The organism is Amycolatopsis rhabdoformis, assembly GCF_035918295.1.
GTDB classification, from domain to species: Bacteria; Actinomycetota; Actinomycetes; order Mycobacteriales; family Pseudonocardiaceae; genus Amycolatopsis; species Amycolatopsis rhabdoformis.
In genome coordinates this window covers 8886682-8911114 of sequence record NZ_CP142149.1, presented here as the reverse complement: position 1 = coordinate 8911114, position 24433 = coordinate 8886682, and the positions used below count along the sequence as shown (strand labels likewise).

Annotated in this window: 26 protein-coding genes and 1 pseudogene; 9 read left to right on the top strand and 18 right to left on the bottom strand. The window is 71.2% G+C overall.

Going from position 1 to position 24433, the window contains the following annotated elements:
• Positions 1-18 precede the first annotated feature (18 nt).
• The 5 genes from VSH64_RS41455 to VSH64_RS41435 all read right to left on the bottom strand — a co-directional run bounded on the left by VSH64_RS41455 (position 19) and on the right by VSH64_RS41435 (position 4400).
• A complete protein-coding gene (locus VSH64_RS41455) occupies positions 19-591 on the bottom strand; it encodes a hypothetical protein (protein WP_326568176.1) in 573 nt (190 codons plus the stop codon).
• A 45-nt stretch (positions 592-636) separates the two neighbouring features.
• Positions 637-1206 (bottom strand): hypothetical protein, encoded by a 570-nt coding sequence (locus VSH64_RS41450; protein ID WP_326568175.1) that lies wholly within the window; start codon positions 1204-1206, stop codon positions 637-639.
• Positions 1203-1754, bottom strand: coding sequence for a hypothetical protein (locus tag VSH64_RS41445; RefSeq protein WP_326568174.1), 552 nt, complete (start codon positions 1752-1754; stop codon positions 1203-1205). Before VSH64_RS41445 ends, VSH64_RS41450 begins: the two co-directional genes overlap by 4 nt.
• A gap of 237 nt (positions 1755-1991) precedes the next feature.
• Positions 1992-2684, bottom strand: coding sequence for a maleylpyruvate isomerase N-terminal domain-containing protein (locus VSH64_RS41440; RefSeq protein ID WP_326568173.1), 693 nt, complete (start codon positions 2682-2684; stop codon positions 1992-1994).
• A gap of 9 nt (positions 2685-2693) precedes the next feature.
• Positions 2694-4400: a GMC family oxidoreductase gene (locus VSH64_RS41435; RefSeq protein ID WP_326568172.1), complete on the bottom strand. Its 1707-nt coding sequence runs from the start codon at positions 4398-4400 to the stop codon at positions 2694-2696.
• A 170-nt stretch (positions 4401-4570) separates the two neighbouring features.
• Here VSH64_RS41435 and VSH64_RS41430 point away from each other — a divergent pair, with 170 nt between their 5' ends.
• Positions 4571-5155 (top strand): GNAT family N-acetyltransferase, encoded by a 585-nt coding sequence (locus tag VSH64_RS41430; protein WP_326838180.1) that lies wholly within the window; start codon positions 4571-4573, stop codon positions 5153-5155.
• A 48-nt stretch (positions 5156-5203) separates the two neighbouring features.
• On the opposite strand, the gene VSH64_RS41425 is transcribed toward VSH64_RS41430, so the two are convergent.
• Positions 5204-6343 carry a GuaB3 family IMP dehydrogenase-related protein gene (locus VSH64_RS41425; protein WP_326568171.1) on the bottom strand — a complete coding sequence of 380 codons (1140 nt, stop codon included), beginning with the start codon at positions 6341-6343 and terminating at the stop codon, positions 5204-5206.
• Positions 6344-6524: 181 nt separating this feature from the next.
• Here VSH64_RS41425 and VSH64_RS41420 point away from each other — a divergent pair, with 181 nt between their 5' ends.
• On the top strand, positions 6525-7802 hold the full coding sequence (locus tag VSH64_RS41420) for an MFS transporter (protein WP_326568170.1): 1278 nt from the start codon (positions 6525-6527) through the stop codon (positions 7800-7802).
• Here the strand turns inward: VSH64_RS41420 and VSH64_RS41415 are convergent.
• From VSH64_RS41415 to guaB, 3 genes are all read right to left on the bottom strand, one after another.
• On the bottom strand, positions 7705-8202 hold the full coding sequence (locus VSH64_RS41415) for a hypothetical protein (RefSeq protein ID WP_326568169.1): 498 nt from the start codon (positions 8200-8202) through the stop codon (positions 7705-7707). The two genes, VSH64_RS41420 and VSH64_RS41415, sit on opposite strands and share 98 nt — an antisense overlap.
• A 55-nt stretch (positions 8203-8257) precedes the next feature.
• Entirely contained in the window at positions 8258-8689 is a 432-nt protein-coding gene (locus VSH64_RS41410; RefSeq protein WP_326568168.1) for a DUF3574 domain-containing protein, read from the bottom strand.
• Positions 8690-8763: 74 nt separating this feature from the next.
• Positions 8764-10275 (bottom strand): IMP dehydrogenase, encoded by a 1512-nt coding sequence (gene guaB / locus VSH64_RS41405; protein WP_326568167.1) that lies wholly within the window; start codon positions 10273-10275, stop codon positions 8764-8766.
• Positions 10276-10404: 129 nt separating this feature from the next.
• Between guaB and VSH64_RS41400 the strand changes: the two genes are divergently transcribed.
• Positions 10405-10800 (top strand): DUF5319 domain-containing protein, encoded by a 396-nt coding sequence (locus tag VSH64_RS41400; RefSeq protein WP_220247349.1) that lies wholly within the window; start codon positions 10405-10407, stop codon positions 10798-10800.
• Positions 10801-11042: 242 nt separating this feature from the next.
• Here the strand turns inward: VSH64_RS41400 and VSH64_RS41395 are convergent, their stop codons facing one another.
• From VSH64_RS41395 to VSH64_RS41375, 5 genes are all read right to left on the bottom strand, one after another.
• Positions 11043-12017, bottom strand: coding sequence for an anti-sigma-D factor RsdA (locus VSH64_RS41395; protein WP_407655596.1), 975 nt, complete (start codon positions 12015-12017; stop codon positions 11043-11045).
• Entirely contained in the window at positions 12018-12590 is a 573-nt protein-coding gene (locus VSH64_RS41390) for a sigma-70 family RNA polymerase sigma factor (protein WP_326838178.1), read from the bottom strand.
• A 420-nt stretch (positions 12591-13010) separates the two neighbouring features.
• Positions 13011-13607, bottom strand: coding sequence for a response regulator transcription factor (locus VSH64_RS41385; RefSeq protein WP_020662719.1), 597 nt, complete (start codon positions 13605-13607; stop codon positions 13011-13013).
• Between the two features lie 131 nt (positions 13608-13738).
• Complete coding sequence (locus VSH64_RS41380) at positions 13739-14596, bottom strand: hypothetical protein (RefSeq protein WP_326568166.1); 858 nt, start codon at positions 14594-14596, stop codon at positions 13739-13741.
• A gap of 9 nt (positions 14597-14605) precedes the next feature.
• Entirely contained in the window at positions 14606-15514 is a 909-nt protein-coding gene (locus tag VSH64_RS41375) for a MerR family transcriptional regulator (protein WP_407655711.1), read from the bottom strand.
• Between the two features lie 223 nt (positions 15515-15737).
• On the opposite strand from VSH64_RS41375, the gene VSH64_RS41370 reads away from it, so the two are divergent.
• The gene (locus VSH64_RS41370) at positions 15738-16058 is read left to right on the top strand and encodes a WhiB family transcriptional regulator (protein WP_220246148.1); all 321 of its coding nucleotides are present in this window, start codon (positions 15738-15740) and stop codon (positions 16056-16058) included.
• Between the two features lie 6 nt (positions 16059-16064).
• Here VSH64_RS41370 and VSH64_RS41365 read toward each other — a convergent pair whose 3' ends face one another.
• On the bottom strand, positions 16065-16724 hold the full coding sequence (locus VSH64_RS41365) for a TetR/AcrR family transcriptional regulator (protein WP_326568164.1): 660 nt from the start codon (positions 16722-16724) through the stop codon (positions 16065-16067).
• Positions 16725-16816: 92 nt separating this feature from the next.
• Between VSH64_RS41365 and VSH64_RS41360 the strand changes: the two genes are divergently transcribed.
• Complete coding sequence (locus VSH64_RS41360) at positions 16817-17557, top strand: SDR family NAD(P)-dependent oxidoreductase (protein WP_326568163.1); 741 nt, start codon at positions 16817-16819, stop codon at positions 17555-17557.
• Between the two features lie 996 nt (positions 17558-18553).
• Here the strand turns inward: VSH64_RS41360 and groL are convergent.
• The 3 genes from groL to arsM form a co-directional block, all read right to left on the bottom strand.
• The gene (gene groL / locus VSH64_RS41355; protein WP_326568162.1) at positions 18554-20170 is read right to left on the bottom strand and encodes a chaperonin GroEL; all 1617 of its coding nucleotides are present in this window, start codon (positions 20168-20170) and stop codon (positions 18554-18556) included.
• 97 nt (positions 20171-20267) lie between these two features.
• Entirely contained in the window at positions 20268-20561 is a 294-nt protein-coding gene (groES, locus tag VSH64_RS41350; protein ID WP_009072407.1) for a co-chaperone GroES, read from the bottom strand.
• Between the two features lie 328 nt (positions 20562-20889).
• Complete coding sequence (arsM, locus tag VSH64_RS41345) at positions 20890-21693, bottom strand: arsenite methyltransferase (protein WP_326568161.1); 804 nt, start codon at positions 21691-21693, stop codon at positions 20890-20892.
• 104 nt (positions 21694-21797) lie between these two features.
• Between arsM and VSH64_RS41340 the strand changes: the two genes are divergently transcribed.
• The 4 genes and pseudogenes from VSH64_RS41340 (at position 21798) to VSH64_RS41325 (ending at position 24375) form a co-directional block, all read left to right on the top strand.
• A complete protein-coding gene (locus tag VSH64_RS41340) occupies positions 21798-22139 on the top strand; it encodes an ArsR/SmtB family transcription factor (RefSeq protein ID WP_326568160.1) in 342 nt (113 codons plus the stop codon).
• The gene (locus VSH64_RS41335; protein WP_326568159.1) at positions 22136-22837 is read left to right on the top strand and encodes an MIP/aquaporin family protein; all 702 of its coding nucleotides are present in this window, start codon (positions 22136-22138) and stop codon (positions 22835-22837) included. The genes VSH64_RS41340 and VSH64_RS41335 overlap by 4 nt, the downstream gene beginning before the upstream one ends.
• Positions 22834-23235: pseudogene (locus VSH64_RS41330) on the top strand (arsenate reductase ArsC); the annotation flags it as partial. The gene VSH64_RS41335 and the pseudogene VSH64_RS41330, both read left to right, overlap by 4 nt.
• 369 nt (positions 23236-23604) lie before the next feature.
• Positions 23605-24375 (top strand): class I SAM-dependent methyltransferase, encoded by a 771-nt coding sequence (locus VSH64_RS41325; RefSeq protein WP_326568158.1) that lies wholly within the window; start codon positions 23605-23607, stop codon positions 24373-24375.
• Positions 24376-24433: the final 58 nt, after the last annotated feature.

Genomic DNA, 24433 nt, shown 5'->3' with positions numbered 1-24433 from the left:
CGGTCGCCCGAGCGAGTGTCATGAGCAGATCGGGTGATCCGCCAGGAAACCACCGAGATCGGGGTCGGCCTCGATCGCCTGGCGGGCCCGCTCGACGTCGGCGTGCACCTCGTCGGCCGCGGCGTGCAGCGCGCGCTTGAACTGGTCGTAGTCGGTGGTGGGCAGGTGCTGCGTCGTCTGCTGCGCCTGGTCGAGCGAGGCGTTGAGCTGGGTGTAGATCGCGGTCAGCCGATCGCGCACGGCACCAGCGGGCGCCGAGGCGACCTGGGCCGCGTTCTCGCGAAGGAAGGTGGCGACGCTCTGCACACTCTGCGCGGCGATGGCCCGCGTCGCCTCCATCTCGGACGGCGTGGACGTCGGGTACAGGTCCGTCGCGTCCGGCAGGAACGACAGGTACTGCTCGGTGCTCCTCGGGCGCGTGCAGAAGTCGTCGACCCACTGCCGGGCGTGGGGATCGACGGGCGGTGCGCTGGAAACGGGCGAGGGCTGTCGCGGTGCGGCCGGCTGGGCCGGCGAGGGCGGCGCGGGGGCGGAACACGCCGAACCGATCAGCGCTCCGGCCACCACGGCCACGATCGGATACCGCCGCATGGGCTGCTCCCTCCGCACTTGATCAGTGAAGCACGTCACCGGTGATCAGAGGAGGCAGGAACCGACCGTCGCCAGGAAGCGTTTCGTGGCCGGGTCGGCACCGATGGCCGTCCGCGCGGTTTGCAGGGCGGCTTCGACCTCCGTCGAGATCGCCAGCAGCGCGGTGCCGAACCGGGTGATCTCGGTGTCCGGCAACTGGTCCACGTGGTGGCGGGCCTGGGTGAGCGCTTCTTCGAGCTTCCGGTAGGTCGTGGTCAGCCTCTCGCGCGCGGCGCTCGCGGGCGCGGCGGCGACCTTGGCCGCGTTGGTGTGCACGGTCCGGACCAGGTCGTCCGTGATCCGCGCGGCACTCTGCTTGTCCTGCTGCCGCTGGGCGAACGTGCTGGTCAGCTGGCTCTCCGCGTAAGCCGCCTGGTTGCCGAGGTTGGTCATCTCCGTCCGGTCCGCCTTGGGCGCGCTGCAGAAGGCACCCACCCAGTGCCAGGCCAGATCCTGCTCGGGCGACAGCGTCGGCGCCGACGGCGCGGGCTGGGGAGGCGCGGGCGGTGGGCTCGCCGTGCAGCCCGAGGCCACCGCCAGCGCCACCACGCTCACCATCCACCGGGCCGCTCTCACGAGCAGACCGAGTGGTCACGCATGAACCGCGCCGTGCCCGGCTCCTTGGCGAGGACCTGGCGCGCCGCTTCGAACGCGGTGTGGACCTGGCCGGAGTCGGCCGCGAGCTGGGGCCCGAAGGTGGCCGCGGCCGCGGGCGACAGGGCCGTGACGCGCTGCTGGATGCCGAGGAGGTCGGTCCGCAGCTGGGTGTACACGCCGGTCAGGCGGTCGCGCGCGGGGCTCGCCGCCGCGCTGGCCACGGCGGCCGCGTTGGAGCGGACGACGGAGACCAGGGTGTCGAGGTTCTGCTCGGCCTTCTGCTGCGCCGCCTGACGATCGGCGGCGGTGGGGTCGGCCAGTTCGTCGTAGGGGATGTCGTTGTAGAAGTTGTTCTTGAGCGCCAGCAACGCCGCCGAAGGGCCGCTGCAGAACTCGCCCACCCAGTGGTAGGCCTCGGACTCCGCGGGCGAAAGCCCCGACGACGACTTGGCCGCCGCCGACGGCGCGGGCGCGGGCGGCGCGGCCGCACACCCCGAAACCACCCCGGCGACGACGAGTGCCGCCACTACCGAGAACCACCGCATGGGCTGGGCCTTTCTCACGAGCAGATCGAGTAGTCACGCAGGAGCTGCCCGGCGACGGGTTCGGCGGCGATGGCTTGGCGATCCGGGAGCCGGCACGGAAACCGGGACGGGAGCGGAGAAACAGCCCGAAACGCCCAGCCCAGCCACCGCCGACAACACGCGCACACGTCGCCCTTCCCCCAGCACCCCGCAGAGCCAAGTACAACAGAGGAATCCCTGTCACACCAGGGATTTGAACTCCGGCACCGGGCCGTCGAGCGCGTCGGCGGAGGGGCGGCCCGAGGCCCACGCCAGGACGGCGCCCGGGGTGCCCGTGACGAGGTCGGTGGAGCCCTCGGCCATGGTCCAGACGTGGGTGCCGTCGGTGAGGCGGATCGGGGGCAGGTCGCCCAGGTACATGCGGATCATGTTGGCCACCACGTCGTCGATGCGGTCGCCGAGCAGGGCGCACGCGCTGGTGAAGTCGTGGCCGGCGTCGAGGTCGACGAGGTGGATGGTGGTTTCGGCGAGACGCAGGGTCAGTGCGTCGGCGCCGGTGATGGGCTGGCCGGCGCGGCCGCGGACGGGGGCGGTCCAGGCGGAGTCGGGCAGGGAGGCGGCGAGGTCGACCAGGCGCTCCCCCGACGCGACCACGTCGGCGAGGATCTCGGCGGTGGCGCGGGTGGCGCCGGCGTTGATGTCGTCGTCGCGGGCGGTGCCGGGGCCGTACATGGGCTGCTCGACGCCGGTGGAGGCCCAGGTCAGGAGGTTGCCGACGGCGTCGGCGTTGCGGGCCAGATGCGTGAGCAGGTGCGCGCGGGACCAGCCGGGCAGGGCGCTGGGCGCGCGCACCGCCGTGTCGTCGAGGGTTCCGATGACCCGGGTCCACTCGTCCTGCAGTTCCTGCACCCGCGTCAACGCCGTTGTCGTCACCCGGTGATCCTATCGGCGCAACGCCGCCGGCGCGTCAGCCGGAACGGCCGGGTTCTTGGGCGCCACCGCCTCGAGCCGCGTGTACGCCGCGTCCTGCGCCGGGCGCTGGTCGGTCTCGCCCTTGTTGGGCCAGAACGAGAACGCCCGCTCGGCCTGCGCCGTGATCGTGAGCGACGGGTTCACACCGAGGTTGGCCGTGATCGCCGAACCGTCCACAACGGACAGTCCCGGGTAGCCGTAGACGCGGTGGTACGGGTCGATCACGCCGGCGTCCGCGCTGTCGCCGATGGGCACGCCACCGATGAAGTGCGCGGTGAGCGGGATGTCGAAGATCTCGCCCCACGTGCCGCCGGGCAGCCCGCCGATGCGCTCGGCCGTGCGGACGTTGGCCTCGTGCCCGGCCGGGATGAAGCTCGGGTTGGGCTCGCCGTGGCCCTGCTTCGACGTGTACTTGCGCCGGCCGAACAGGCCGCGCCGGGTGTAGGTGGTGATCGAGTTGTCCAGGCTCTGCATCACCAGCAGGATCACCGTGCGTTCGCTCCAGCGGTAGCCGTTGAGCAGCTTCGCGGACTGCAGCGGGTGCTTGACCAGGAACGTCAGCGCCTGGCGCCAGCGCGGCACGGGCGACGCGCCGTCGGTGGACACGGTCTGCAGCAGGCTCATCGCATTGCTGCCCTTGCCGTAGCGCACGGGCTCGATGTGCGTGTTGTCGTCCGGGTGGATCGACGACGTGATCGCGACACCGCGGCTGAAGTCCCGCGTCTCGTCGACCGACGTGCGCGCGGCGCCGATGATCGCTTCGGAGTTCGTGCGCGTGAGCTCACCGAGCCGGCGCGAAAGGCGCGGCAGCACGCCCGTGTCCTTCATGCGGTGCAACAGGTTCTGCGTGCCCCACGTGCCCGCGGCGAACACGACCTGGCCCGCGGTCACGGTGGTGCGGAAGCGCTTCGAGCGCGTGCCGGTCTTCTGCAGTGTCACGCGGTAGCCGTCGCTCAACGGCTCGACCGACGCGACGGTGGTGAGCGGAATGACCTTCGCCCCGTCCTGCTCGGCGAGGTACAGGTAGTTCTTGACCAGCGTGTTCTTCGCCCCGACCCGGCAGCCCGTCATGCAGGCGCCGCATTCGGTGCAGCCCACGCGATCCGGCCCCGCGCCCCCGAAGAACGGGTCGCTCACGCGCTCACCCGGTGCGCCGAAGTACACGCCCACCGGCGTCGGGTGGAACGACTTCCCCACGCCCATTTCCTCGGCGACTTCCCGCATCACCACGTCGGACGGCGTCATCGTCGGGTTCGTGACCACCCCGAGCATCCGGCTCGCCTGGTCGTAGTGCGGCGCGAGCTCGGCCTCCCAGTCGGTGATGTGCGCCCACTGGCGGTCGGCGTAGAAGGGCTTGAGCGGCCGGTACAACGTGTTGGCGTAGACCAGCGAACCACCGCCGACGCCCGCGCCGGCCAGCACCATCACGTCGTTGAGCATGTGGATGCGCTGGATCCCGTAACAGCCGAGCTGCGGCGCCCACAGGTACCGCTTGAGGTCCCACGACGTCTTCGCGAACTCGTCGTCCGCGAACCGCCGCCCCGCCTCCACCACGGCGACGCGGTAGCCCTTCTCGGTGAGCCGCAGCGCCGCCACGCTGCCCCCGAACCCGGACCCCACCACGACGACGTCGTAGTCGGGTCCGCCCTGCGCTGTGGTGGTGTTACTGGCAGTCACAGGCCCGAGCGTAACCCGGGCCGCTTCTTCTGACCAGAGGTAAGTTACTCGCCGGTTACTTCACGGACGTTCGGTGCCGGCGGCGGCCAGCCGATACGATCCCCGCGATGACCGCGAACTCCATCCGCGCCCGACGCCGGGCCAGTGAGCCCCGTGACGCCGGCCGGAAGGTGCGCCTGCGTGAGATCCGGCCCGCTGATCACCGGGTGCTGGCCGGGTTCGACCGCGACGCCGCGCGCAGCCACGACCTGCGCGTCGGCGGCTACCGGCACTGGGCCGCGCACCGGCTGGCGGGCGATTCCGGCCACGACTTCCACCTCGCCATCGAGACGCGCCACAGCCGCACGGTCGTCGGTTCCCTGTGGATCCAGGCGGATCCGGCCACCCGCCGCTTCAGCTACGGCATCGGGATCGGCCCGCAGCACCGCAGGTGCGGTTACGCCGCCGACGCCGTGAGCGCGTTGCTCGCGGTGATGTTCGAGCAGCGCGGCTACCGCGAGTGCGTGGTGAGCGTGAACGGCAGCAACTTCGCTTCCCTTGCCCTGCACGGAGAACTCGGCTTCCGCGAGGAAGGCCGGCCGCGGGACACCGAGTTGCGCCACGGCGAGGTGCGGTACCCGGTCCTGATGGGACTCACCGCCGCCCGCTTCGCCACGCACCAGCCGGATCGCGGTCCGCTGCGGCCCGAGCGCGGCCGCCACTGGCGAACGCCGCGACGCGGCCGGCACTGGGCCCCACGCACCGCGGCGTCATAGAAAAGCCCCCGCGCCCAACCAGGCGCGGGGGCTTCTTCGATGACAACGTCAGCGGCGCACGGTGAGCCCCACGCGCTGGAACTCCTTCAGGTCCGAGTACCCCGTCTTCGCCATCGCGCGACGCAGGGCGCCGAACAGGTTCACCACGCCCTCCGCGTCGGACGACGGGCCGAAGAGCAGCGTCTTGAGGTCCACGGCGTAGTCGGAGTCCGGGCCGGCGACCACGCGCGAGCGGGGCAGCGACGGGTGGGCCGCGGCGGCGGTCCAGTAGAGGCCCTGGCCGGGGGCGTCGGTGGCGGTGGCCAGGGGCGCGCCGAGCATCACGGCGTCGGCGCCGCAGGCGATGGCCTTGGCGATGTCGCCCGAGGTGGTCATGCCGCCGTCGGCGAGGACGTGGACGTAGCGGCCGCCGGTTTCGTCCAGGTAGTCGCGGCGGGCGGCCGCGGCGTCGACGATGGCGGTGGCCATGGGCACGCCGATGCCGAGCACGCGGTCGGTGCTGGTCACGCCGTCGGTGTAGCCGTGGCCGACGATCACGCCGGCCGCGCCGGTGCGCATGAGGTGCATGGCCGTGCGGTAGTCGCTCACGCCGCCGGCGATCACGGGCACGTCGAGGCGGCCGATGAACTCCTTGAGGTTGAGCGGTTCCGCGTCGCGCTGCACGTGTTCGGCCGAGATGATCGTGCCCTGCACCACGAGGATCTCCACGCCGGCGGCCAGCAGGTCGGGCGTGAGCTCGGCGGCGTGCTGCGGGCTCACGCGCGCGGCGACGGTGACGCCCGACTCGCGGACGGTCTTGATCGCCTCGGTCAGCAGGTCGAGCCGCACCGGCGCGGCGTGCAGCTCCTGCAGCTCACGCACCACGGCCGCCGGGTCTTCGGTGTCCTCGGCCGCGCGGACCAGCCGGAAGATCGCGTCCTCGACGTTGGCGTGGCGCGCCCACAGGCCCTCGGCGTTGAGCACGCCCAGCCCGCCGAGCTCGCCGATCGCGACGGCCGTGCCCGGCGACACGATGGCGTCGGTCGGGTGCGTGACCAGCGGCAGGTCGAAGCGGTAGGCGTCGATCTGCCAGGCGGTGGAGACCACCGACGACGACCGCGTCCGCCGCGAGGGCACGATCTCCACCTCATCGAGGCCATACGCCCGTCGCGCGGTGCGTCCCATCCCGATCTCGACCAGATCCCGCACGTGATGTCCCTTCTCGCACCGACGACAACGCCGTCCATTGTCGCTAGTCCGCGTGGGTGACGAACGCACGGGGGGCATAAGCCGGGCCGACAACCGCAGGTTGTGCACCGCGTCGCGAGGTTGTTTGCCACCGCCGTTTCCCGCGCTGTTGGATGCGTCGGACGACAACGGGGGGACAAGAGTGGCGCTGGGACAGGACTTCCGCCGGTTGTGGCTCGCGTACGCCACGAGCACCGCGGGCACGTGGCTCGCGCTCGACGCGTTCCCGTTCATCGCCGTGACGGTGCTCCACCGCAGCACCACGGAGGTCTCGGTGCTCGCCGCGGCGGGCCTCGCTGTCGGCGCGCTGATCGCGGTGCCGCTGGGGCCGTGGGTCGAGTTCCGGCGCAAACGGCCGGTGCTGGTGGCGATGGACGCGGTGCGGTTCGTGGCGCTGCTCACGCTGCCGCTGGGCTACGCGCTGGGCGGGCTCACGTTCGGGCAGCTCGTGGCGGTGTCGGTGGTCGTGGCGACCGCGAACATCGTGTTCACGGCGGCCAGCGGCGCCTACCTCAAGGGCCTGGCGACGGGTGAGGACCTGCTCGTGGCCAACGGCCGGTTCGAATCCACGCAGTGGACCGCCACCGCCGTGGGCCCGCCGTCGGGCGGCGCGCTGATCGGGCTGTTCGGGCCGCTCACCACGGTGGTGCTCGACAGCGTGAGCTACCTGCTCTCGGCGCTCGCGATCAGCGCGATCCGCACGCCGGAGCCACCGCCCACCGCGCGTCCGGCCACGGTCCGGACCAAAGACGTGCTCGACGGCTGGCACTACCTCCTCGGCCACCCGCGGCTGCGCGCGCTGTTCTTCAACACCACGCTCGTGAACGGCCTGATCATGGCGACGGCACCGCTGCTCGCCGTGCTGCTGTTGCGCGAGCTGGGGTTCGCGGCCTGGCAGTACGGGCTCGCGTTCGGCGTGCCGTGCCTCGGCGGGCTGCTCGGCTCGCGGCTCTCGCGCCGCATCACCGCACGCTTCGGGCCGGAGCGGGTGCTTCTCGTCACGGGCACGCTGCGCGTGATCTGGCCGGTGGCGCTCGCGTTCACCCCGCGCGGCCTGGCCGGGCTCGGGTTCGTGATGGCCGTGGAGTTCGGGCTGATCCTCACGATCGGCGTGTTCAACCCGGTGTCGGCCACCTACCGGCTGCAGGAGACGGAGACCTCGCGCGCCGCCCGCGTGCTGTCGGCGTGGAGCATCACGGCCGGCGCGACGCGGGCCGTGCTCACGCTGGCGTGGGGCGCGCTCGGTGCTTGGCTGGGCACGCGCGAGGCGATCGGTCTGGCCGGCGTGCTGATGCTGGCCACGCCCGTGCTGCTGTGGCGGGTCAGAACAACGCCGCGCCCGCCACGGCCCCCGCGACGGCGGAAAGCAGCCCCACCACCAGCGACACCGGCAGCGCCCGCTTCCCGCCCCGCACCATGAGCCACACCGCGTAGGCGAGCGCGATCACGCCGATCACGCCGCCCCACACCGGCCCCGTCAGCGCCGACGAGCGCACGCCGACCACGTCGTCACCACGGCGCACCTCGCGCACGGCGCCGGAGCGGTTCGAGCGCGTGAGCTCCACTGCCGTGCCGACTCCGGTGTCGAGCGCGGGGTCGGAGCTCAGCACGTCGACGTTCTCGCCGGCGGCCGTGGCGAACCGCAGCACGTACCGGGTCGGCGGGTTGTCGGGGTCGCGCACCTCGGCGCAGCTCACCACGCGGGCCGCCTCGACGTGCGACGGTCCGGCGACCTGCAGGACAACGCCGGCCCCGACGGCCGCGGGCAGCGCGAAGCCCACCACGACCACGACCAACTCGGCGAGACGATCCGCTTTCACCGCACCACTCAGCCGTACGCCGCCGGTTCCTGCGACGGGACAAATGCCCGCCGGGTCAGAATGAGACGCGCTCGACAGAATCCGTGCGCAGCACCGATTCCTGGTCGAACAGGTTCTTGTAGTCCGTGCGGATGTGCTCGAGGTCGGTGTCGGCGTCGCGGTCGTCGAACGGGTAGAGGATCACCAGCACGATCGAGTGCTCCCGGGCGATCTCGCCGGACTCCAGCCGGTACTGGCCGGTGCCTTCGAGCTGGGTGAAGCCGTCGGGGAAGCGCGGAGTGACGTCCTTCGCGGTGAAGGCGGCGAAGTCCGCTTCGCTCACCACGCCGCCGTCGGGCTTGCCGGTGCCGAAGTAGAGCTCGGTGCGTTTCCAGAGCTCGCCGTTCGCCGGGGTGGCGGTGCCGGGTGCGGCCGCCGCCACTCCCCCGCCGACGCCCAGCACGGCCGCAGCCGTGACCGCCAGTACGACCCGTCGAGAAATCGACATCCCGCCCGCCCCCTTCGAGAAGATCTTGATCGAGTGTGCCGGGGCGGGCGGGATGTCCGGAAGATCCGTTCGAGTTACCGCGCCGAGTAGTTCGGCGCCTCGACGGTCATCGTGATGTCGTGCGGGTGGCTCTCCTTGAGGCCCGCGGCGGTGATGCGGACGAGCTGCGCTTCCTGCATCTGCGCGATCGTCTCGGCGCCCGCGTAGCCCATGCCGGCGCGCAGGCCGCCCACGAGCTGGTGCACCACGTTGGCGAGCGGGCCGCGGAACGGGATACGGCCTTCGATGCCTTCGGGGACGAGCTTGTCCTCGTTGAGCACGTCGTCCTGCGCGTAGCGGTCCTTGGAGTACGACTTGCCCTGGCCGCGCGACTGCATGGCGCCCAGCGAGCCCATGCCGCGGTAGACCTTGAACTGCTTGCCGCCCACCAGGATCAGGTCGCCGGGCGACTCGGCGGTGCCGGCGAGCAGGCTGCCGAGCATCACCGTGGACGCGCCGGCCGCGATGGCCTTCGCGATGTCGCCGGAGTACTGGATGCCGCCGTCGCCGATCACCGGGATGCCGGCCGGGCGGCAGGCCTGGTCGGCCTCGTAGATCGCGGAGATCTGCGGCACGCCGACCCCGGCGACGATGCGGGTGGTGCAGATCGAGCCCGGGCCGACGCCGACCTTCACCCCGTCGACACCGGCGTCGACCAGCGCCTGCGCACCCGCGCGGGTGGCGACGTTGCCGCCGACGATGTCGACGGTGTCGCCGAGCTCCTTCTTCAGCAGCTTCACGGTGTCGACCACCGCGCGCGAGTGGCCGTGGGCGGTGTCGACCATCAGCACGTCGACGCCCGCCTCGGCCAGCGTCATCGCGCGCTTGTGCCCGTCGGCGCCGACGCCCACGGCCGCGCCGACGATGAGGCGGCCGTCGGTGTCCTTGGTGGCGTTGGGGTACTGCTCGGTCTTCACGAAGTCCTTGACCGTGATCAGGCCACGCAGCTTGCCCGCGCCGTCGACGATCGGCAGCTTCTCGATCTTGTGCCGGCGCAGCAGGCCGAGCGCGGCGTCGGCCGTGACGCCGACCTGCGCGGTGATCAGCGGCGCCTTCGTCATGACCTCGCTGACCAGGCGCGTGTAGTCGACCTCGAACCGCATGTCGCGGTTGGTGATGATGCCCACGAGCGAGCCGGACGCGTCGGTGACCGGCACGCCGGAGATGCGGAAGCGGGCGCAGAGGGCGTCGACCTCGGCCAGTGTGTCGTCGGGCGAGCAGGTGACCGGGTCGGTGACCATGCCGGCCTCGGAACGCTTCACGACCTCGACGGCCGCGGCCTGCTCGTCGATCGGCAGGTTGCGCTGCAGCACGCCGATGCCGCCCTGGCGCGCCATGGCGATCGCCATGCGGGCCTCGGTGACGGTGTCCATGGCGGCCGAGACCAGCGGCACGTTGAGGGTGATGTTGCGCGTGAGGCGGGTGCTGGTGTCTACCCCGCTGGGCACCACGTCGGATTCGGCCGGCAGCAGCAGCACGTCGTCGAAGGTCAGGCCCAGCATCGCGAACTTGCTGGGCACGGGGGCGGTGATGCTTTCGCTGGTCATAGCGGGCGAAGGGCCTTCCTGGCGGGGGTGAGCGATCTGGCCGAGGGGCTGGCTGAGCCTTCCCCTCATGATATCCGGGCCGCACCCCTTACCCGGGCGGGTGGGGACGGGCGCCACACGGCGGGTACCGTGCAGGCCGTGCCGCACGACGTGTTGCCCCCCGACCCCTTCGCGGACGACCCGGACGATCCGGCCCGGGCGTTCCTCGACCCCGAAGACCAGCTGGACGAGCCGATCAGCCCGGACGAACGCACCGAGCTCCTGGCCGACCTCTCCGACCTGGCGGTGTACCAGGCCCTCCTCGAGCCCCGTGGCGTCCGCGGCATCGTCGTGGACTGCGGCGAATGCGACGAACCCCACTATCACGACTGGCACCTGCTGCGCGCGAGCCTGGAGCAGCTGCTGGCCGACGGACGCATGCGGCCGCACGAGCCGGCGTTCGATCCCAACCCCGGTGACTACGTGAGCTGGGACTACTGCCGCGGGTTCGCGGACGGTGTGACGGCGAACGAGAGTGCCTACTGAGGTGTTTCAGCTGCGCTGAGCCTGATCGGCGCTGGCCTGATCCCTCGTGAGTCGAGAAGGCTCCGGACGGCCCTGGTGATCTTCGGATCGCCGGGGCCGTTTTGCTTGGGCGGGGTTGGCTTGGTTGAGCGGTGTCACTGAGCGGTATTGCTCGACCAAGCCACTACCCATCGCGCACGAAAAACGCCCCGGCCTCAGCCAGGGCGTTTCCGAAAATCGAGAGCTGTCGAAACCCGAACTACCTACGGGTTCTCCGGCGCGATGTTCTGCCCGCCGACCCCGGTACCGCCGCTCTCCGACGATTCGTTGCGCGGGCTCCCGCCGCCGCTGCCCGGGTCGTTCCCGGTCGCGTCGGTGGGGGTGGTGACCGGCGGCGGTGAGCTGGTGGTGGTGTCCGGCGGCGGAGGAGGCGGGGGCTGCGTGACGCTGGTCGTGTCCGGCTGGCTGGTGGAGCCGGTGCCGGGCAGCGACGTGGGCTGGCCGCTGGACTGCTGCGACGCCGTGTTGGCCGGGTTGTTGACCGGCGGCGGCGTGGTCGGGTTGTTGGACGTGCTCTGGCCCGCGGGCGGAGCGGCGGGGTCACCGAGCTGGGCGGCGAGCTGGCGGTGCTGCTCGAGCAGCTGGTCGCGGTTCTCGTCGTCGGTGACCTGGTTCAGGGCGGCCTGCGCGTCGTCGAGGGCCTTGCGGGCGTCGGCGAGGCGGTTGTCGGCCAGGGCGAGGTTGGCCTTCTCGAGGTCGAGCTTCGCGGTGGCCGCGGCTTCGACCGAGCGGGCGTGGTCGGAGTAGAGCACCTTGGTGAGGCCCCACAGCGTGTCGCCCGGCTGGGCGTCACGGGCGGCCAGGCCGGTGCCGGTGAAGGCGATGGCGGCGGCGGCACACGCGGCGGCGATCGGCACCAGGTAGCGGCGCCGGCGGCCCCGGCCGGAGTGCTTGCGCGCCAGCGACGCCGTCTTGACCGTGGTGACGGCGGTGTCGACGTCGACGAGCTCGGCCAGCGGCTCGCTGTCGATGTCGCGCCGCCACGCCAGCAGCAGCGCGTTGAGCTCTTGGTCGCCGAGTCCGTCGGCGATGGCCGGATCCGTGCCGCCGAGCGCGTCGAGCAGCGCGTCGTCGGCCTGGATGGCCGTGAGGTCACCGTCGGCTTCCGGGTCGTAGGCCGTCATGCCGCCCGTGAAAGCGGACGGCGACAGGTCACGATCGTCGTCGTGATCGGTCACTCAGATCACCTCCTCGGCGGCGAGCACCTTACGCAGGCGGGCAAGCGCTCGGTGCTGGGCCACTCGGACGGCACCCGGGGTCGACCCGACGGCCTCCGCGGTCTCTTCTGCCGACAGACCCACCACGACCCGCAGCACGACGATCTCGCGTTGCTTGTCGGGCAGGACCTTCAGCAGCTGTGCCATGCGTTCGTTCAGCTCACCCTGCAGAGCGCGCTGCTCCGGACCGACCCCGACCTCGATCTCGTCGGGGACTTCGGCAACCGGCTCAGCCCGGTTCCGGGCCGCCGCGCGGTGCGCGTCGGCCACCTTGTGCTGGGCGATCCCGTAGACGAAAGCCAGGAACGGGCGGCCCTGTTCACGGTACGAAGGCAATGCCGTGAGCACCGCGAGACACACCTCCTGCGCAACATCGTCTGCCGAAGCGAACGAACGCTCCTGCCTGCCAACCCGGGCGCGGCAATACCGCACCACCAGGGGACGGATGGCCGCCAGCAACCGGTCGACTGCCTGAGGATCTCCCTCTACGGCAGCGGCGACCGGTTCATCCAGTCCATCCCCCACATTGGCCATCGCAGACAACAGTCCCAGTGTTACGTGTAGGCGTGCAAAGAATCCGGCGCGTGGTCATCGTGCCCCCGCCCGCCGGTGACAGTTACCGTACCGTCGGCTACCTCCCCGACAACCGCCAGAGGTGGTCACCGGCGTGCCGCGTGCGCGGACGCGGCTGCGCCGCCCACGTCGACCAGAGGTCCAACGAGCGGCTGACCAGCGAGGTACGGCTTGCTTGCCCGGGAGGGTGGCGCCGGAGGGAGCCGACCCGAGCGGTGGGGACGAAGGCGACCAACGTGACAGGTGACGCAGACCACACCAACGGCGCCCTGTGGACGTCGAGCGAACACAGGTACGGGCCAGGGCGGTAGCCCTGGCCCGTCGTCACCGTGGCATCAGAACGGACAACCTGTCACGCGGAGCGTGGTCGAGCGGAGAGCGTCAGGAAACGAGGCCGCGGCGGAAGCCGTGGGCCACGGCCTGGGCACGGTCGCGGACGCCGAGCTTGCGGAACAGCCGCCGCGCGTGCGTCTTCACCGTGTCCTCCGACAGGTAGAGCTCGCGGCCGATCTGGCCGTTGCTCTTGCCCTGGCTCATGCCGCGCAGCACCTGGAGCTCGCGCTCGGTGAGCTGCACACCAGGGTCCGACGGCTGACGCGGCGCCGGCACCGAGGTGCTGGCGAGCGTGTGGGCCAGCGCGGCGACCAGCTCGGGACGCGAGGCGTCCCAGCGGAGGTAGCCGCGGGCACCGCCGGCGATGGCGGCGGCGATGCTGCCGGCGTCGTCGGGGGCACCGAAGACGATGACGTTCGCCTGGGGGTTCGCGGAGACGAGCCGCCGAGTGGCTTCGACGCCCGTCGGGACCGCGCGCTGCGTTCCGACCAGCACGACGTCGACCGGCTGACGGGTGTACCGGGCCAGCAGCTCGTCACCGTGCGCTACGCAGTCGATGCGACTGACCCCTGGGACCGCGGACATCACACGGGTGAGCCCTTCGCGGACACTGCGTCGGTCGTCGCAGATCAAGACCGTCGTCACGGGGTTTCCTTCCTGCAGCCGGGTGACATTCCACTTCCCCTATCGGACGCTTTAGCCCGAACCTTGACACGATCCGGTGGCTTTTTTTGAAGTTTCTTAGCCCGGATGCCGGAACGGCGTTTCCAGAGGGCTCAACCCGGCCCCTCCGGGACCCACGGTGAATCCTCTGCGATCCGCATCACGCAAGGATCGGCGCGTCGTAACACTGCGTGCAACACTTCGCGGCTTCTGAATCGATACTTCTCGGCGTGTCCGGGGTCCAGATCGGCCGCCACGCGCGTTGCCACCCAAATAAGTGAATAGAGTTCGTATTTCTCGGCCGCATTGGCGGCATTTGTGACGACGTCGAGTGCAGTAGCGCGTTCGGCCGCTTCCCCCGCGGTGACTAGTGCCACCGCGAGCACGATGTCGGATTTGACGATGTGCCGGCGCGCCCCGCGCGAACGTGCGGTTTCCGCAGCTCGCCGCGCGGGCGCGATCGCCTCACCCGGGCGGCCGGCCGCGAGCGCGATCTCGGCGCCGACCCAGCCGCCGCGCACGGTGGCCCGCCAGCGGTCGTCCGCTTCCGCCGCGCGGGCCGCCAGACGCCGGGCGGCGGCGAGGCGGCCCAGGGCGAGGTTGTCGGCGGCCAGGCCGAGCAGGGCGTCGGCTCGCGCGCCCGCCGCGTCGAGGCCGTCCGGGTCAGTCCGGGCCGTGGCCGCGCCCAGCTCGAGCAGTGCCTCGCCGTCGAGCGCCCGCGCGGCCACGTGGCCGCCGAGCTGGCGGCGGTGCGACGCCAGCGTGGTCGCGGCCAGCGAGGCCACCACGGGGTCGGCGCCCCGGCGCAGGTCGGCCAGCGCCGTGGCCGCGGCGGCGTAGCGGCCCTGCGCGCCGAGCACGACAGCGGCCAGCAGCCGGTGCCGCGGCGCGGCCGAGCGCGGCGCGGTGACCGGCACCGACGGCGGCACGAGATCGCCGAACGCGAGCTCGGCGAGGGTGGTTTCCTGCACGGGACCTTTCTAGCGCCCGGCCCCGACAAGAACGTGCTCGACGCGGCCGGCGGCGGCCGGCAGGTCGGCGAGCAGCTCGACCTTGTCGGGCAGGGCGCCGGCGTCCCAGCCCGGCCCGCACGCGAACAGCCGGCTGCGCTGGCGGCCGCGGGACACGCGCGCGAACAGCCGCGGGTCCGCCGCGTCGCGCCGGTGCGCCCACAGCACCACGGCGGCGGGCGCGCTGCGCCGCACGGCCACCGCCAGCACCTCGGCGGGCAGTGGCACGCCGAACAGCTGCGCGCCGATCCGCCGCCCCGCCAGCGCGGCCGCGAGCGCGTACACGGGCATGGTGTCGCGTTCTTCCGGCACGCAGGCGAGCAGCACCGGGCGCAGGTTGCGGGGCGCGTCGAGCACGGGGGTCGCGCGCACGAGCGCCGCGTACACGCACTCGGCCAGCAGGTATTCGACCTCGGCGCCCGCGCTCACCCCGCGCCAGCGCGCGCCGAGCGCCGTGAGCACCGGCTCCACCACCCCGGACCACGCCGGCAGCACGCCGAGCTCGCCGAGGGCCTCGGCGAGCATGCGCTGCACGGCGCCGACGTCCATGGCCAGCGCGGCCGTGCTCAGGCGGCGGGCCAGGCGCGAGGACACCTCACCGTCGGCGGGCTCGGCGTGCGCGGGCGTGACGGGTTCGTCGGCGATCGGGACGATCTCCGTGCGCGGCATCTGCTGCAGCGCGAAGCGGGCGGCCTCGGCGGTGGAGGCGCCGCGGAGCAGGGCGCGCTGCATGAGCTCGAGGCGATCGATGTCGGAGCTGCCGTAGCGGCGGTGCCGGCCGTCGGTGTGGCGGCTGGGGCCCAGGCCGTAGCGCCGGTCCCAGGTACGGAGGGTCGACGGGGCGACCCCGAGCCGGCGTGCGACCGAGGCCACCGGCAGGGTGGGTTCTCCTTCACGCGCTCCGGATCCCACCCGGCCAATATCCAGCCCCGAGACAGTGACGGCAACCGGAGCCAAAACCCCTGCTCACCATTCCGGGGGATGCCTAACGGCTGAATCATCCCGAAGCCCTTGAACAACTATTGGCGCGCTTCTAACGTTACCGCCGTTGCACCGAATGGAGTATCGGCACCACAGCAGAGCAGCTAATGGCATCGACCGGATGACGGAGGCGGTCAGGATGGCAGACACGCGCAGGCTCCCCGGTCCCAACGCAGATATGTGGGACTGGCAGCTGGAGGGGTCGTGTCGGGGGATGGACAGCGCGGCGTTCTTTCACCCGGACGGCGAGCGGGGGCCGGCTAGGGCACGCCGTGAGGCCAGGGCGAAGGCGGTCTGCCTGGCCTGCCCGGTGCTGGACATGTGCCGGCGCCACGCGCTGGCCGTGCACGAGCCCTACGGCATCTGGGGCGGACTCTCGGAGTCCGAGCGGGAAAACCTGATCAAGCAGGACAAGCGAGCGCTGAGCATGTCCGGCGGCTGAGCGTTTTCACGACTTTGCCGGGGCGGTGTCCACATCGGACATCGCCCCGGTGTCGTTTGCGGGGCTTGCCGGGGTTTGCGGCCAGCACGTGAGGGCGGCGTCGATGACCGCCGTGAGCTCCGGCAGGCCGGCACCGTCGCGGGCCTGCACGGACAGGCCGAACAACACGGTCGCGTAGTAGCCGCCGAGGGCGTCGACGTCCGTGGCCTCGGGCAGCTCACCGGCCTCGACACCGCGGCGCAGGCGGGCGCGGATCAGCTCCCGCACGTGGGCCCGGGCCAGCCCGAGGTGCTCGCACACCGAGCGGTTGGCGGGCGAGCAGTTCGTGGCGGCGAGCACGACCATGCAGCCGGTGGGGTGCGCGGGGTCGACGTACACGCGGACGTTGTCACGCAGCATCGCTTCGATGGCGGCGTGGGCCGTCGGCTCTTCGGCGAGCGCGCGGGGCGTGGCGCTGCCGTAGGTGGCGCTGTACTGGTCCACCGCTTCGCGGAAGAGCGCCTCCTTGCCGCCGAAGGCCGCGTACAGGCTGGGCGGGTTGATGCCCATCGCGCCGGTGAGGTCGGCGAGTGACGCGCCCTCGTAGCCGCGCTCCCAGAACACGAACATGGCCTCGGTGAGCGCCCGCTCGCGGTCGAACGCGCGCGGCCGGCCCCGCGGTGACATGGACCACCTTCTTTAGCGACCGATACAGAAAAACTTGACGACGCCACAGTACAGCGTCTTTTATGTAGTCATCGATACAGAAAGGGTCTCCCATGGGCTCGCTTGACGGCAAGGTCGCACTGGTCACCGGCGGCAGCCGCGGCATCGGCGCGGCGATCGCGAAACGCCTGGCCGAGGACGGCGCCGACGTCGCCATCACCTACCAGCAGTCGGCGGACAAGGCGGCCAAGGTCGTCGCCACCGTCGAGGAACAGGGCCGCCGCGGCCTCGCCCTGCAGGCCGACGCGGCCGACGCCGACGCAGTGACCGCGGCGGTCGACCGCACCGCCACCGAACTCGGCCGGCTCGACATCCTCGTGAACAACGCCGGCGTGATGACCGGCACGCCCTTCGAATCACTCTCGGTGACCGAGGTGGACCACATGCTGGCGGTGAACGTGCGCGCCGTCGTGGTCGCCACCCAGGCCGCCCTCCGCCACCTCCCCCGCGGCGGCCGCGTGATCTCCATCGGCAGCGACCTCGCCGAACGCGTGCCGTTCCCCGGCGTGAGCCTCTACTCGGCGACCAAGGCCGCCCTGGTGGGCCTCACCCGCGGCCTCGCGCGCGACCTCGGCCCCCGCGGCGTCACGGCAACCGTGGTGCACCCCGGCTCCACGGACACGGACATGAACCCGGCCGACGGTCCTGGCGCGGCCGGCCAGTTGGCGCACATCGCACTGGGGCACTACGCGGAGGCCGCGGATGTCGCCGCGACGGTGTCGCATGTGGCGGGGCCGGATGGGCGGTATCTGACTGGGGGTTCGATCACGGTGGATGGTGGGTTCACGGCCTGAGGTGGGCCGGTGTTTGTGCGGCTTTGGGCCGACGCGCCGCCGAGACCGCTCTTTGGCGGTTCTTGCGGTCCGCGGTGGTGGGTCGTGGGTTCGGCCGGGTTGCCGCCGTCGTGGATTCGCGTCCCGGGAGGCGTGAGTTCGGCGGCGACCTGGTCGGCGCTGGGAAGCTCGCCTTCGGGAGCACTGGGCGCAGGCCGTTGTTGCTCAGGTGGTGCCGCGTTGTGCAGGTACGGGACGGAGACGTAGGTCGGCATGGTTGCGGCCTGGTCCCCGGTTCGCGAACGCTACGACTCCTCGACAGGGCTTGGATCGTGGCGGAGATGGCGGCGCAACTAGCTCATCCAAGTCGGGCACCTGTTGCAGCCCCCACAGACCGCCGAGACAAAACCCCCGCCCTCCCCAAGGGGGCGTCCCCAATCCCATTCTACCGGCCGGCACCGACAAAAACGGCTGGTGAGCGGAGTTGTCCACAGGTGAGCCGAGTTGTGGATAACCTCGGCCGGCGAAGGTGCGACCTTGGCTGGAGCAGGCGAACAGTCGGGCTGATCAGGCCGAACGTGAGCCGGTAGCCTCAAACAAGCTCAACACGAGCCGGCGCGAGCTCGAAGCCGCGCAGAGCCGGCCCGACACGAGGCAGCGGGCCGACGTTGGGCGGCGACGCAGACGAGAAGTTCTCCGAACCAAGGTGAAAGTGGCTGGAGCTGGTCTTCCGCCGGTCAAGCATGCGCGCGACTTCAAGCAGCAGGTCTCGCAAGGGCACGCTCGAGAGCGTCAGACATAACAGTCCCGCAAGGGCACAGCTGAGGGCGTCAGACACATCGACGAATGCGGCCGCACCCCAGCGAACCTCAGCCCACGAAGCCTCGCCCCAGCAGCGAACCAGCCCAAAAAACGACCCGAAAACCAGAAGCGGGGCGGCACTCCCGAAGGAGTACCGCCCCGCTTCCGTGCTGAACGAACGACTGACCGAACGTCAGCGAACCGACGAAGCAGACGTCAGTGCGCGTGTCCGTGGCCGTGGCCGGCGTCGGGTTCCTCGTCGACCGGCTTTTCGACCACGGAGCTTTCCGTGGTGAGCACGAGCCGGGCGATGGAGGCGGCGTTGGCGACCGCCGAGCGGGTCACCTTGACCGGGTCGACGATGCCCGCCGCGATCAGGTCGGTGAGCTCGCCGGTGGCGGCGTTGAAGCCGTGGCCCCAGCTCTGCTCCTGGACCTTGTTCACGATGACCGCGCCTTCGTGGCCCGCGTTGGTCGCGATCCAGAAGAGCGGCGCGGTGAGCGCGTCGCGGACGATGCGGACGCCCGTGGCCTCGTCGCCGGTGAGGCCGAGGTCGCCCTCGAGCTCCTTGACGGCGTGGACCAGGGCCGAGCCGCCGCCGGGGAGGATGCCCTCTTCGACGGCCGCCTTCGTGGACGCCACGGCGTCCTCGATGCGGTGCTTGCGCTCGTTGAGCTCGGTCTCGGTGGCCGCGCCGACCTTGATCACGGCCACGCCGCCGCCGAGCTTCGCGAGCCGCTCCTGCAGCTTTTCGCGGTCCCAGTCGGAGTCGGTGGTCTCGATCTCCTTGCGGATCTGCGCGATCCGGCCGGCGATGGCGTCCTTGGAGCCGCCGCCGTCGACGATCGTGGTGTCGTCCTTGGTGACGACGATCCGGCGCGCCCGACCCAGCGAGCTGAGGTCGATCTCCGACAGCTTCACACCGATCTCGGCAGACACGACCTCGCCGCCCGTGACGAACGCGAGGTCGTCCAGGAACGCCTTGCGGCGGTCACCGAAGAACGGCGCCTTGACCGCGACGGCGGTGATCGTCTTGCGCAGCGAGTTCACCACGAGGGTGGACAGCGCTTCGCCGTCGACGTCCTCGGCGATGATCAGCAGCGGCTTCTTGGCCTCGACGACCTTCTCCAGCACCGGGAGCAGGTCGGCCAGCGACGAGATCTTCTCGCGGGACAGCAGGATGTAGGCGTCCTCGAGGATCGCCTTCTGGTCCTCGGGGTTGGTGGCGAAGTGCGCCGACAGGAAGCCCTTGTCGAACTGCACGCCCTCGGTGATCACGAGCTCGGTCGCCAGGGTCGACGACTCCTCGATCGTGATCACGCCGTCCTCGCCCACGCGCTCGACGGCCTCGCCGAGCAGCTGGCCGATCGTGGCGTCGCGGGAGGTGACGGTGCCGACCTGCGCGATGTTCTCGCGGCCCTTGACCGGCGTCGCCTTGGACTTGAGGATCTCGACGACCTTCTCGGCCGCGGCCTCGATGCCCTTGCCGACCGCGGTCGGGTTGGCGCCGGCGGCCACGTTGCGGAGGCCGACGCGGACCAGCGACTGCGCGAGCACGGTGGCCGTGGTCGTGCCGTCACCGGCGACGTCGTTGGTCTTCGTGGCCACGTTCTTGGCCAGCTGGGCGCCGAGGTTCTCGAACGGGTCGTCGAGCTCGATCTCACGCGCGACGGTGACACCGTCGAGGGTGATGGTCGGGCCGCCGAACTTCTTGTCCAGAACCACGTGGCGACCGCGCGGGCCGAGGGTCACCTTGACGGCGTCGGCGAGCTTGTTCACCCCGCGCTCGAGCGCGCGACGAGCGTCCTCGTCGAAACTGATCTGCTTGGGCATAGCGTGTTCCGCTTACCTTTCAGGTGGTTTATGACGCAAGAACGCCCCGTCCCCCGGCTTGTGCGGGGCCCGGGGCGTCATGCGCTGCGAGCGGACGTCAGTTGATGACGGCCAGCACGTCGCGGGCGGAGAGGATGAGGTAGTCCTCGCCGTTGTACTTGACCTCGGTGCCGCCGTACTTGGAGTAGATCACGACGTCGCCCACGGCCACGTCGAGCGGCACGCGGTTGCCCTTGTCGTCGATCCGGCCCGGGCCCACGGCCAGAACCTTGCCCTCCTGGGGCTTTTCCTTGGCAGTGTCGGGGATGACGAGGCCGGAAGCGGTCGTCTCCTCGGCCTCGCTCGTCTGGACAACGATCTTGTCCTCGAGCGGCTTGATGTTCACGCTCACCGGGTTGACCTCCACGGTCGTCGAAAGCGTCGGCAGGATGAGTTACGGCTCCTACCACCCCCGCCGTCGCGGGTGCCGGGGCTGTCGGGCCGTGCGATTAGCACTCTAGCCACGGGAGTGCCAGGTTTGCAAGGAGGGTCCATCCGACGTGGGGAAACTTCGCCCCACCGGGCCTGACCGGCGGCTTTGTCGCGTGGTGGTTCCGTGGAGTCGCTTGGACGTGCTCACGCCAGTGTGCCAGCGAGTCGCGTGGCGGCAATCGGTGCCGGGACGTCGGGGTCAAGGGTGAGCGCGCCTCATCGCGCACGGACGTCTCACCCGACCGGCGTTACTCCGCAGACCCGTCCACCGGCCGCACAGCCCGCACCAAGGCCGAGTGCATGCCGTCCGCCACAGGGTGCGTCGGGGTGATCTCGATGGACGTGAAGCCGGCGGCGGTGAGGCCGGCGCGGTATTCGGCGAAGGAGAGGGCGCCGGCGATGCAGCCGACGTAGTCGCCGCGTTCGGCGCGTTGGGCTGGGGAGAGGTGGTCGTCGGCGAGGACGTCGGAGATGCCGAGGCGGCCGCCGGGCCTGAGGACGCGGAAGGATTCCGCGAAGACGGCCGGCTTGTCGGTGGACAGGTTGATCACGCAGTTGGAGATCACCACGTCGATGGAGTTCGACGGGAGCGGGATGGCTTCGATGGTGCCCTTGAGGAATTCGACGTTGGTGGCGCCGGCTTTGGCGGCGTTGGCGCGGGCCAGGGAAAGCATCTCGTCGGTCATGTCGAGGCCGTAGGCCTTGCCCGAGGGGCCGACGCGGCGGGCGGAGAGCAGCACGTCGATGCCGCCGCCGGAGCCGAGATCGAGGACGCGCTCGCCGGGGTTGAGGTCGGCGACGGCGGTGGGGTTGCCGCAGCCCAGTGAAGCGGCGACGGCTTCGGCGGGCAGGGCTTCGCGTTCGTCGGCGGCGTAGAGGGTGGGGCCGAAGTTGTCGTCGACCTCCACCGGTGCGGGGCCGCAGCACGAGGCAGCACCCTCGGCGACTTCCGCGGGCGCCGGGCCGCAACACGCGGTCGCGCCCTCGCTGACCTTCACCGCAGCCGCGGCGTAGCGCCGCCGCACGGTTTCGCGCAGGTCTGCTTCGGTCATGGCGCAGCTCCTCACCGGCCCGCGAAAGGGGCCGTTCATCTGCTTGCATCGATGTTTGTGGATACAACCTTGCGCCTTGGATCGACGAACGTCAAGATAGACAGATGTCAATGCAAGACGCCTGCTGTGCGGGGCTCGCCTCGGCGCCGCTGGACGAAGCCGACGCGACGGAGCTGGCCCGCGTGTTCAAGGCACTGGGTGACCCGGTGCGGCTGCGGCTGCTGTCGATGATCGCGTCGCGCGAGGGGGGCGAGATGTGCGTGTGTGAGCTGACGCCGGCGTTCGACCTGGCGCAGCCGACGATCTCGCACCACCTGAAGTTGTTGCGGCAGGCGGGGTTGATCGACTGCGAGCGGCGTGGGACGTGGGTGTACTACTGGGCTCTGCCGTCCACAATGGAGCGTCTCGCGGCCGTACTGCGCGCCCCGCAACGAGCCGGCGCGTGAGGCCGCCGCTCGCCCGCCGGGCCGCCGCCGAGGTGGTGGGCACGGCGGCGCTGGTGGCCGTGGTCGTCGGGTCCGGGATCCAGGCGGCCTCGCTGTCGCCGGATGTGGGTGTGCAGCTGCTGGCGAACTCGCTGGCCACGGTCTTCGGCCTCGGCGTGCTGATCGCGTTGCTCGGGCCGGTTTCGGGCGCGCACTTCAACCCGGTGGTCTCGCTCGCGGACTGGTACACCGGGCGAGTCAGCGGCGAGGGCCTCACGCCGCGCGAGGTCGCGGCCTACGTGCCCGCGCAGATTGTCGGCGGCATCGGTGGCGCGATCCTGGCCAACGCGATGTTCGGCCGAGCCCTCGTGCAGTGGTCGGGGCACGACCGGTCCGCCGGGCACCTCTGGCTGGGCGAAGTCGTGGCGACGGCCGGGCTGCTCCTGCTGATCTTCGGCCTGAACCGCAGCGGCCACGCCCGGTACGCGCCGGTGGCGGTGGCGTCGTTCATCGGCGCCGCCTACTGGTTCACCTCGTCCACGTCGTTCGCGAACCCCGCCGTCACGATCGGGCGGGCCTTCACCGACAGCTTCGCCGGCATCGCGCCGGCCTCGGTCCTGCCGTTCGTGGTCGCGCAGCTCGTCGGCGCGGTCCTCGGCCTCGGGCTCGTCGCCGTGGTGTTCGGCCGAGCCCCCGCACTCCAGGAGACCCAGCCATGACCACGCACCGCCCGTCCGTGCTGTTCGTCTGCGTGCACAACGCGGGCCGCTCCCAGATGGCCGCCGCGTTCCTCAGCCACTTCGCGGGCCGCCACATCGAGGTGCGCTCGGCCGGCTCCGCCCCGGCCGATTCGCTCAACCCGGCCGTGGTCGCCGCCATGGCGGAGGCCGGCATCGACATCTCGGCCGAAACCCCGAAGATCCTCACGCCCGACGCCGTGCACGCCTCCGACGTCGTGATCACCATGGGCTGCGGCGACACCTGCCCGGTCTTCCCCGGCACGACCTACCTCGACTGGACGCTCGAGGACCCGGCCGGGAAGTCCCTGGCCGACATCCGGCCGATCCGGGACGAGATCCGGGATCGGGTGCGCGAGTTGATCGCGGAGTTGGTTCCCGGGGCGGTCCTGCCGCTGTCCGCGTGCCGCGACGCGCAGGGTCTGCTCGACCAGATCCGCCTGCGTCCGTTGATGTGGCTGCGCCACGGTTCGCTACTCGACCTGGAGAACTTGCTCATCGGCTACGAAGCGGCGCTGAGAGTGCACAGGATCGGCGAGGAGTTCGTGATGGGGCCGAGCGGGAAGTTCGCCCAGTGGGTGAGCGAGCGGATGGGGTGGTCGATGTCGAGGGGCTGGGCGACGGCGATCGAGCAGCACGCGGGTGAAGAGGAGCCGTTGGCGGTATTTTTCCGGCTGCTGGACGAGTTCCGCGCCCACTGAGGTTCTTGGTCGAACCGAAAACCACCCCACGATGGCTACCCTCGCCCCATGATCAACAGGATGGCCGACGGCAGCGCCGGCGACGCGGACTACGGCGAGATCGGCAAGGTCTACACCGGTTTCCGCAACCCCGACCTGCGGATCGCCGCCGCCGTCGAACGGGCGTTGGGCGACGCGGAGCGCGTGCTGAACGTCGGAGCTGGGGCGGGGTCGTATGAGCCGCTGGGCCGGGTGGTGACGGCGGTCGAGCCGTCGGCGTCGATGCGGGCGTTGCGGCCCGCGGAGAGGCCGGCGGTGGACGCCACGGCGGAGGACCTGCCGTTCGCCGACCGGAGTTTCGATGCGGCGATGGCGACGTTCACCGTGCACCAGTGGCCGGATCTGCCGAAGGGGCTCGGCGAGGTCCGGCGGGTCACGACGGGACCGGTCGTGATCCTCACGTGCGATCCCGAGCGGGTGCGGGAGTTCTGGCTCCACGAGTACGCGCCGGAGGTGCTCGACACGGAGGCGCGCCGCTACCCGGCCCTCGGCGACCTCGCGGCGGGGCTCGGCGGGCAGGTGGAGATGATCCCGGTGCCGATTCCGCGGGACTGCGTCGACGGGTTCAACGAGGCGTACTACGCGCGGCCCGAACGGCTGCTGGACCCGGCGGCTCGGCAGGCGTGCTCGGCGTGGAGCTTTGTCGACGACGGCGTCACCCAGCGCTTTGAAACCGACCTCCGCCGGGACCTCGCCGACGGCACGTGGGAAGCCCGCCACGGACACCTCCGCCACCAGCCCGCCTACGACGGGTCGCTGGTGCTCGTGGTGGGGCGTTGAGCGGCCGGGTGAACCACGCCAGCGGAGTCTTACCAGCTGCCCCCGTTTCCGGTTAAGT

Excerpts from the sequence above, each read along its gene's own strand:
- VSH64_RS41455 (WP_326568176.1), bottom strand. The coding sequence starts at position 591 with ATGCGGCGGTATCCGATCGTGGCCGTGGTGGCCGGAGCGCTGATCGGT.
- VSH64_RS41410 (WP_326568168.1), bottom strand. The coding sequence starts at position 8,689 with ATGTCGATTTCTCGACGGGTCGTACTGGCGGTCACGGCTGCGGCCGTG.
- guaB (WP_326568167.1), bottom strand. The coding sequence starts at position 10,275 with ATGACCAGCGAAAGCATCACCGCCCCCGTGCCCAGCAAGTTCGCGATG.
- VSH64_RS41390 (WP_326838178.1), bottom strand. The coding sequence starts at position 12,590 with ATGGCCAATGTGGGGGATGGACTGGATGAACCGGTCGCCGCTGCCGTA.
- VSH64_RS41370 (WP_220246148.1), top strand. The coding sequence starts at position 15,738 with ATGACGGAGGCGGTCAGGATGGCAGACACGCGCAGGCTCCCCGGTCCC.
- VSH64_RS41365 (WP_326568164.1), bottom strand. The coding sequence starts at position 16,724 with ATGTCACCGCGGGGCCGGCCGCGCGCGTTCGACCGCGAGCGGGCGCTC.
- VSH64_RS41360 (WP_326568163.1), top strand. The coding sequence starts at position 16,817 with ATGGGCTCGCTTGACGGCAAGGTCGCACTGGTCACCGGCGGCAGCCGC.
- groL (WP_326568162.1), bottom strand. The coding sequence starts at position 20,170 with ATGCCCAAGCAGATCAGTTTCGACGAGGACGCTCGTCGCGCGCTCGAG.
- arsM (WP_326568161.1), bottom strand. The coding sequence starts at position 21,693 with ATGACCGAAGCAGACCTGCGCGAAACCGTGCGGCGGCGCTACGCCGCG.
- VSH64_RS41340 (WP_326568160.1), top strand. The coding sequence starts at position 21,798 with ATGTCAATGCAAGACGCCTGCTGTGCGGGGCTCGCCTCGGCGCCGCTG.
- VSH64_RS41325 (WP_326568158.1), top strand. The coding sequence starts at position 23,605 with ATGATCAACAGGATGGCCGACGGCAGCGCCGGCGACGCGGACTACGGC.